Source organism: Neobacillus drentensis, assembly GCF_036966985.1.
In the GTDB taxonomy this organism is placed as follows: Bacteria; Bacillota; Bacilli; order Bacillales; family Cytobacillaceae; genus Neobacillus; species Neobacillus drentensis_E.
On sequence record NZ_JBALSN010000035.1, the window covers coordinates 272 to 7,988 of the forward strand.

Genomic DNA, 7,717 nt, shown 5'->3' on the forward strand with positions numbered 1-7,717 from the left:
CAAAAAACAGCGGAAATTTTCAATTTAGGAAATAAACAAGGTGTCTCCGTTTTAGAAATGATTCACCTCTGTGAGCAAGTGACTGGCGCGAAGGCAACTGTGAAATTACAACCGCGGCGAAAGGGCGACCCTCCTCAGTTAGTGGCATCTTCGAAGAAGATTCAAGACTTACTTGGCTGGGCACCAAGATATGATATCAAAGCAACGATTGAAACTGCCTGGAACTGGCATCAGCAGTATCCTAATGGCTATAAATAAATAACTATCCACTTTATCACAGTGGATAGTTATTAGAGTTTCATATTTCTTATGAAAGCAGCAAACTTGCGGGGGTGAATGGTGATGTTATCTAATCCTGACCATCCGCGAGTTTCTTGTACACGATTGCCTCCGACAAAATCGCCAATAAAATAATGATGTTTTAAGTTTCCAAGAGAACTAATGGCCCAATATAAGGAAGTAATATAGGTTGGAGAGAAAATTTCCAGCACTTTCGTCCCCGGCCTGCAAAAGGTCAGATTGACTAAGCCGGCACCATGTGCGCCAACAATGACTTCAGCCCCAGAAAACAGCCGGGCTTGGTCAGCGACTGAAAGAGTCTCCAATTCTACTTGTATAAAACCATAGGGCTTTAAGATCTCCCACAAGTCCGACTCATTTGTGATGATTCGAGACCAATTTCTCTTAATGTAAATCCGCTTGTTTTCGAAGGAATTTTCTTTTAAAAAAGTTTTTCTTAAGAAGTCATATCCCCACTTGGTAGCGAAGGAAGGCTGGGATGGAACCACTAACTGATCTGCCTGGATATGGAATCCCTCGTACGTCTTTATTAACTGCCCGTCGGCGATTCCAAGATGTTGTAAGGTTTCTGCTTGGAAAGGGATGTGGTCCGGTTCTGACCTTACAATATAACGTTCCACTGGCAAACCGCTTTCCTGCAGTAAATGAATACGGGGAATCACCTCATACATCCAATGATAATAGTTTCTTCCCACAACATGTGTTAGGTCTGCAATTTGTTCGTAGTGATGTGAAATCGGAGGTAAGGCCTTCTCTTGGAAAATAGAATGATTGGAGCGCGGATGGACAAATTCTAAAGAGGCATCCCAGATCAGATGTTGGTCTGGTGTTATGATCGCTCCATTTTGACCCCAAACGCGCCCATCTGGAATCACTCCGACCGTACCGCCTTCTAATTTAGAGGGATAGCGAGTGGGAGGACGATTAATCCTTCTTGAAAAATTAGAAGGAAAGTAAATTTCCTTTAATACTGCTCCCTTAGAAACCGTTTCGATGTTTCTATCTACCCAATCCTTTACGGAGTCATAGATTCCATGTGGCGGTGGTATTTCAATCAAAAAATCCCTCCCCCAATTTGATTAAAATATTGATTCTAAATTAGGTATACTAGTAGATTCAAATTTTAGAACTTTGACTTAAAACATTGTTTTTCTGTTATGGCTCACACAGTTGAAAAGCTATTATCATATACTGCTTTGGACAGTATGAACATTTTAAGGAAAACCAAGGATGTGAGACGAAATGGAAATATTGTTTAGCGTCGTCATTCCTGTGCATAACAGGGCTGAGCAATTACTTCTTACACTAACCTCTTTCGAAAAACAAATTAATCCACAGCCCTTCGAGGTTATTGTCGTAAATGATTCATCAACCGATCATACCATCGAAGTGTTAAATAATTATTCCACTGAAGCACCCTATCCATTCTCCATTGTGTCATTAGAGAATCGAAAAGGACCAGGAGCTGCCAGAAATGCCGGAATACAAAAGGCAATAGGAAAGTATGTGATTTTTTGTGATGCAGATTATCTCGTCCTTCCTAATTTTATTGAGACACATCACCATCTACACTTAAAACACGAAAAGGCAGTTGTAAGTGGAACTCCTTTTTGCTATAAAGGCATTTACAGTCTATACTTTCCAAGTTTTTCGGCTTGGGAAGCTTCTATCATGAAACAATCGCTTAAAAAAACAGGACTTTGGAAGAACTCCTATTTTAAAGCATCTGAAATCACTTCTGTCCTAACGCAGAAGGATATTAGAAATAACTTTGACAAAGTATATAAAACCTTATCCCAATATGATGGTATGGACGACTCATTAAGAAAAGAATTTTATGATTTAACCGTTGCCCCTTGGTTATTATTTATTACACGTAATGTTTCAGTGGAGAGATCAGCATTTGAAAAAAATGGACTATTTGATGAAAGATTAATTAGAGGTTCAGGCGAAGATTGGGAGCTTGGATACCGTTTATATCGAGATGGGTACCAATTTGTCATTATAGAAAAGGAAATTGGCTATCATCAGGAACACCCTAATGAATATCGAAAACCATTTAAAACCTTAGTTTCCTTTAGCGGGCTGGTTGCTGAAAGATTTGGAAAAGAAGATCCGGAAATTTTTCTATTAAGCATTTGGGATTCCTCGGATGACCTATGGAAGGATATTCCTATTTATAAAAACATAGTTCGTTTGTTCAGATACAATACGAGTGATTACAATTTGGAACAGATGAAGTACCTTCTTAAAAAAAGCTGTCAAAAAATATTATAAGCTGCATGAATCAGAAATTTGAATTTCAAGGAAAAGAGCGATCGATTGGAAGGATGGAGACCATACAATATGCTTGTTTCTATGGTTATGGCTGTTCATAATGGAGAGAAATTTCTTCAAGAGGCACTGGATCATGCTTTAGGTCAAACCTATTCTGAATTAGAAATAATAATCGTTAATGATGGTTCTACCGATAGGACCAAACAGATTTTAGATGCGAATAAAGACCAAAGGGTTAAGGTCATTCATTTAGAACAAAATGGTGGTGCGGCCAATGCCTTGAACGTAGGGATTAAGGAAGCGAATGGGCAGTGGATTGCAATTCAGGATGCCGATGATAATAGTTACCCCACCAGAATAGAAGAACAAGTGAAATATGTACAAGAGAACCCGCAATTAGTTGCCGTTGGAACGTTAGTAAAATGTATTTCGGGTGATGCTCATATTCCCGATAATGAATATGAAGATTGGACGAATAGCAGAAACTATCACAAAACAAGAAAAGAACTCAGGAAAATAGCCTTTTCGGGATGCCCTTTTACTCATAGCTCCGTCATGTTTTCTAAAAGTGTTTTCTGGGAAGTAGGAGGATATGACTCAAGTTATAAAATTGCTTATGATTATGATTTATGGCTAAAGTTATTAGAAAAAGGTGAGTTAGAGAAAGTACCCAAAGTATTATTAGATTATCGTATACATCAGAGCTCGCTGTCACATAAAAATGGATATGCTACGATCCATGAAATCCAAATAGTAGCTTCAAAGGCTATTTTTCGAGCAAAGTCTCAAGAAAAACGACGTTCACCAAAGGTTATTGTAGTGGGAGAGCAAAAAAGCTGTGAATATTATATACAGAATATTATCCCGTTAAGTGGTTTAGAAGTAATAAGGATAATCGACCAAGATAGCAGTAAAATTACATCAGCAATCAAAAAGAAAAGGTTTAAAAAGGCTGATGCCATTATCATACTTGATAATACCAATCTAAAAAAAATCATACGAATATTAGGCATCAATTATTTAAAATTTAATAAGCATTATTATATTTTATTCAATACGGTAGATTTGAAATAATATCAAAAAGGCATGGAAGCTATACTTAAGTGGTTCCGATCATGCGGAAGTACTTAAAGATTACGCTCCAAGCCTTTTTTCATAGTTAAATTATTGGATCCCCAACTTAGTCCGATACTCCATAACTGTTAACGCTAATCCTTCCTCCAATGAGTAAACAGGCTCCCAGCCAAGTAATCTTTTCGCCTTTTCGATATCTGGTCTTCTTACCTTTGGATCATCTTTGGGAAGCGGATGAAACGTTATACTGCTCTCAGAATTTACAAGCCCTTTTACTAAGTGAGCTACTTCTAGAATTGGAAATTCCACAGGATTTCCAATATTGATGATTTCACCATTGGCCTCGTCTTTTTCCATTAACAACTTTAGTCCATTGATTGTATCAGTCACATAGCAAAAAGACCGTGTTTGTGTGCCATCTCCGTATACGGTAATGTCTTCACCCTTAAGTGCTTGTGTCACAAAGTTCGAGATTACTCGGCCATCGTCGTTCGCTAGACCAGCGGAATAGGTATTGAAAATTCGCGCAACCTTTACCTTTGTTTGATATTCGGTGAAGTACAAGTAGCAAAGAACCTCACCTAAACGCTTCGCTTCATCGTAGCATGCCCGGGGGCCCCATGTATTGACATTGCCCCTATAGGTTTCTGGCTGCGGATGCACCTCGGGGTCGCCATATGCCTCACTTGTGCTCGTATATACCATTTTTGCTTGATTCCTTTTCGCTAGTTCAAGCATATTCTTCGTGCCAATGGTATTCACATCAATCGTTTCAAAGGGGCTCGCTTGATAATATTTTGGAGAGGCTGCGGAGGCAAAATGGTAAATTTCCTCGATGTTTTTCATGTCAGAGTCTGTAAGTATTTTCCGCGAGCAGACATCCATTTCTTTAAAAATAAATCTGTCTTCAGGGAGTCCTTTTATGTTGGTGATTTTTCCTGATAATAAATTATCGACTCCAACAACAACACATCCGGCAGCGAGTAAATCCTTTGCCAGATGTGAACCAAGGAATCCTGCCACTCCCGTAATTAACACTTTCTTATCCATGATTCACCTCTATTTTTTCAGTCTCTTACATACTATGAAATAGATAAAGATTGGTATGGGTAGGAGGATGTTCCTTATGATCACCGTGATTGTCTGTACGAATCGCCAAGCATTTCTCCCGAAGATAATCGAAAACTTCGAGAGACAAACATTAGAAGAAAAAGAACTTATTATCGTTGTGAATTCGACGTTTATTAAAGTGGATGGAATTGGATACTCTTTTATCCAAATTCCAGAAGAAGTGAGTCTGGGTGCTTGTTTAAATCAAGGGACTCGATTAGCCAAGTATGATTTTGTGACAAAAATGGATGATGATGACTATTACGGTCCCGATTATCTAAACGAAGTGTATGAGGCCCTTGTTCTAACAGATGCTGACGTAGTCGGGAAGAGCAGCTTCTATATATATTTTAAAAGCAAAGAGGAACTGCGCTTATATAATTCTAATTATGAGAATCAGTGGATTGTAAACAATGGTCCGTTTAAAAGTTCCGACTTTTTAAGCGGGGCTACCCTTGCCTTTAAGAAAAAAATTCTCAATCGAGTTAGCTTTCCCGACGTAAATGTTGGGGAAGACAGTGGTTTTCAGCGGCTGTGCTATGAAAATGGACTGAAAATGTACTCGTTATCGAAGGAACATTATGTTTATTTGCGCTACAATGCCCCCGCGCACCATCATTCAGATGCATCGGATGCTCTATTAAGAAGGCGAAGTCGTTTCATTGCCAACACATCAACACTTGAAAAATATGTCAACACAAAAAAGTAAGGCAGTGGGATAGTGACACTGCCTTGCATGGTAGTATGAATCATAGCTCAACCAGTGAGTAAATCGACGGAAAAGCTCTCGATATCCTTACAGCGTATTACTGTCAACCGCTCACTTACAAGAGGTGACAACGTACCTGGCTCAATGATTTTGACACAGCAATCGCTCGTTACACGTAGTAGCTCTCCAGTAAAGAAGTCTCCAGACTTTGTTCGAATCGTTACTTCGCTGCCTTTGAACTTCTTTAAGATTCGGCATAAACAATCTTTCTTGCAGCAGCACTTTTTGTTGCAATCGCTTTTATCCTTTCGGCACCCCATTTATACCCCTCCTTTTAAAAGGATTTTCATTTTAATATATTCAATTAGAAAATAAAGGTAAGGGCTTATCCCGTTTTTTTTCGCCTATTTGCGGGAATAGGAAATGTTCCTATGGACATCTATCTAAACAAAATTGACAAGCTATGAATAGGATAGTGTATAAACAGCAAGTCTCTGTAACGGAAGTGGGTGGGCTTGGCATGAGCTATTCATATGGAAAATGGACAAAGTATCACATGATGATGGAAAATTCTACACTTGTCGGGTACTTACCAAAAACGTTGATATTATCCCAGGCAGGTTTTTGGGAGCTATTAGATGTACATGGAGCAGTCGTTATCAAACCTAGTGAAGGGTCACAAGGCTATGGGGTGGTCCAAGTCACCAAGGTAGGTGAAAATAGATATGAGATGCATAGCAACAGGAATAAAATTATTTGCGGGAAACTAGATATGGAGGAATTTTTAGATAAAGAGAAATACGGGCGAAAGCTGTATCTTATTCAACAAAAAATTCCGTTAGCTACGGTGGAGGAATGCCCGTTTGATTTACGTGTAATGGTGGAAAGGGAAAAGGACTCGATTGAATGGAAGGTAACGGGGAAACTTGCTAAAGTGGCGAAAAATGGCTATTTTATCACCAATATTGCAAAAGCAATCCTTTCCGTGGAGCAAGTATTTGAACAGTCCAGTATCAAAGATATCGATTTCCATTTACTAAATACAGAAATTGATAATATCGCTCTTTTAACAGCATACGAATTAGGTGAATACTACCAAAGTTCCCGCGTAATCGGCCTAGACATCGGCATAACCAACAGCGGTGACCCCTACATCATCGAAGCAAACCTCAAACCAAGCAGGGGGATGTTCAAAAAACTTGAACAATAAAGAAAGCGATACTTTGATGGTATCGCTTTTAATAATTGATTAAATATGCCGTTTATTTTTGATTTTGAAGTACGAGCTGCAGGCCTAGGCCAATATAGATTGAACCGACAACTTTCCCTTGCCAGCGTGCAAGTTTGCCATTTTTGTTTCTGAAAAGTTTTTCTCCTATGGAACTTGTTAGGAATGCAAGAAGGGTGGTGTACAAGATGCTCATTAACACGAAAGTGAGCCCCAGCGTAAGTAACTGAATGACAACGGGGGTCCCATTGTTGTGAACGAACTGCGGTAAGAAAGCTAAGAAGAAAAGAGCTGTTTTCGGATTGAGTAATTCAATTAATAAGGCCTGACGAAACGAAGTGACAGAAGAGCTCTTTTTCACGACGGGCTGCTCTTGTTTTTTGGACTTTTCAAGGATCGCCTTAATTCCTAAAAAGATTAAATAAGCCGCACCTAAATATTTTACGATTTCAAAGGCAAGTGCCGAAGTCATTAAAATGGCTGAAAGTCCGAGTACGGCAGCAACCGTATGAATTAGGTCACCTACAGCAATCCCGATGCCTGTGATGATACCGGTTTTTCTTCCGCCTTGAGCGGTTTGAGAAATGGTAAGTAAAACAGCAGGACCTGGAATGAGAAATAATACGATAACTACTAATATAAAAGAAAGCAATTTTCTGCACCCCTTTAAATGAATAAAGTTTATCTCATTCTATCATTATATAATATTTAATAACTATATAAAGTAAGTCCATTTATATAAAATTTTTCTTGCTTATTTATTTGGCAGGTGATACGATATAAAAGTTGTCAGCGAGAACTTAATATTTTAAATTAGTTGTTGACAACATCGGTTAGAAAATGATAAAGTATAAAAGTTGTCATCGAAACTATTAATCTTTTGAAATAAAATTTTAAAAAGTTGTTGACATAAATTTTGAAAAATGATAAGATTTAAAAGTTGTCTTATTAAATTGTTCTTTGAAAACTAAACAAACAAAATCGTGCAAACAAACAATAACTTTTAGTTTCAATTATGA

8 protein-coding genes and 1 pseudogene are annotated in these 7,717 nt (G+C 38.3%); 5 read left to right on the top strand and 4 right to left on the bottom strand.

Annotated features, from left to right (window positions below; all coding sequences use genetic code 11):
* Positions 1 to 258: pseudogene (locus V7659_RS02450) on the top strand (UDP-glucose 4-epimerase GalE); the annotation flags it as partial.
* 32 nt (positions 259 to 290) lie between these two features.
* Here V7659_RS02450 and V7659_RS02455 read toward each other — a convergent pair.
* The gene (locus tag V7659_RS02455) at positions 291 to 1,358 is read right to left on the bottom strand and encodes a glycosyltransferase family 61 protein (RefSeq protein ID WP_335537891.1); all 1,068 of its coding nucleotides are present in this window, start codon (positions 1,356 to 1,358) and stop codon (positions 291 to 293) included.
* Between the two features lie 184 nt (positions 1,359 to 1,542).
* On the opposite strand from V7659_RS02455, the gene V7659_RS02460 reads away from it, so the two are divergent.
* Both V7659_RS02460 and V7659_RS02465 read left to right on the top strand, forming a co-directional pair.
* Positions 1,543 to 2,577, top strand: a complete 1,035-nt coding sequence (locus V7659_RS02460; RefSeq protein ID WP_335537893.1) for a glycosyltransferase — start codon at positions 1,543 to 1,545, stop codon at positions 2,575 to 2,577.
* A gap of 69 nt (positions 2,578 to 2,646) precedes the next feature.
* A complete protein-coding gene (locus V7659_RS02465; protein ID WP_335537895.1) occupies positions 2,647 to 3,651 on the top strand; it encodes a glycosyltransferase family 2 protein in 1,005 nt (334 codons plus the stop codon).
* A gap of 90 nt (positions 3,652 to 3,741) precedes the next feature.
* Here the strand turns inward: V7659_RS02465 and V7659_RS02470 are convergent, their stop codons facing one another.
* The gene (locus V7659_RS02470) at positions 3,742 to 4,701 is read right to left on the bottom strand and encodes a GDP-mannose 4,6-dehydratase (RefSeq protein WP_335537896.1); all 960 of its coding nucleotides are present in this window, start codon (positions 4,699 to 4,701) and stop codon (positions 3,742 to 3,744) included.
* 76 nt (positions 4,702 to 4,777) lie between these two features.
* Between V7659_RS02470 and V7659_RS02475 the strand changes: the two genes are divergently transcribed.
* The gene (locus V7659_RS02475) at positions 4,778 to 5,470 is read left to right on the top strand and encodes a glycosyltransferase (protein ID WP_335537897.1); all 693 of its coding nucleotides are present in this window, start codon (positions 4,778 to 4,780) and stop codon (positions 5,468 to 5,470) included.
* A 47-nt stretch (positions 5,471 to 5,517) separates the two neighbouring features.
* Here V7659_RS02475 and V7659_RS02480 read toward each other — a convergent pair whose 3' ends face one another.
* A complete protein-coding gene (locus V7659_RS02480; RefSeq protein WP_335537898.1) occupies positions 5,518 to 5,790 on the bottom strand; it encodes a hypothetical protein in 273 nt (90 codons plus the stop codon).
* Between the two features lie 200 nt (positions 5,791 to 5,990).
* On the opposite strand from V7659_RS02480, the gene V7659_RS02485 reads away from it, so the two are divergent.
* Positions 5,991 to 6,680 carry a YheC/YheD family protein gene (locus V7659_RS02485; RefSeq protein ID WP_335537899.1) on the top strand — a complete coding sequence of 230 codons (690 nt, stop codon included), beginning with the start codon at positions 5,991 to 5,993 and terminating at the stop codon, positions 6,678 to 6,680.
* Between the two features lie 52 nt (positions 6,681 to 6,732).
* Here V7659_RS02485 and V7659_RS02490 read toward each other — a convergent pair whose 3' ends face one another.
* On the bottom strand, positions 6,733 to 7,350 hold the full coding sequence (locus tag V7659_RS02490) for a LysE family translocator (protein ID WP_335537900.1): 618 nt from the start codon (positions 7,348 to 7,350) through the stop codon (positions 6,733 to 6,735).
* Between the last annotated feature and the right edge of the window lie 367 nt (positions 7,351 to 7,717).

Coding starts and splice junctions, on each gene's coding strand:
- V7659_RS02485 (WP_335537899.1), top strand. CDS start 5,991: ATGAGCTATTCATATGGAAAATGGACAAAGTATCACATGATGATGGAA.
- V7659_RS02465 (WP_335537895.1), top strand. CDS start 2,647: ATGCTTGTTTCTATGGTTATGGCTGTTCATAATGGAGAGAAATTTCTT.
- V7659_RS02480 (WP_335537898.1), bottom strand. CDS start 5,790: ATGGGGTGCCGAAAGGATAAAAGCGATTGCAACAAAAAGTGCTGCTGC.
- V7659_RS02475 (WP_335537897.1), top strand. CDS start 4,778: ATGATCACCGTGATTGTCTGTACGAATCGCCAAGCATTTCTCCCGAAG.
- V7659_RS02470 (WP_335537896.1), bottom strand. CDS start 4,701: ATGGATAAGAAAGTGTTAATTACGGGAGTGGCAGGATTCCTTGGTTCA.
- V7659_RS02460 (WP_335537893.1), top strand. CDS start 1,543: ATGGAAATATTGTTTAGCGTCGTCATTCCTGTGCATAACAGGGCTGAG.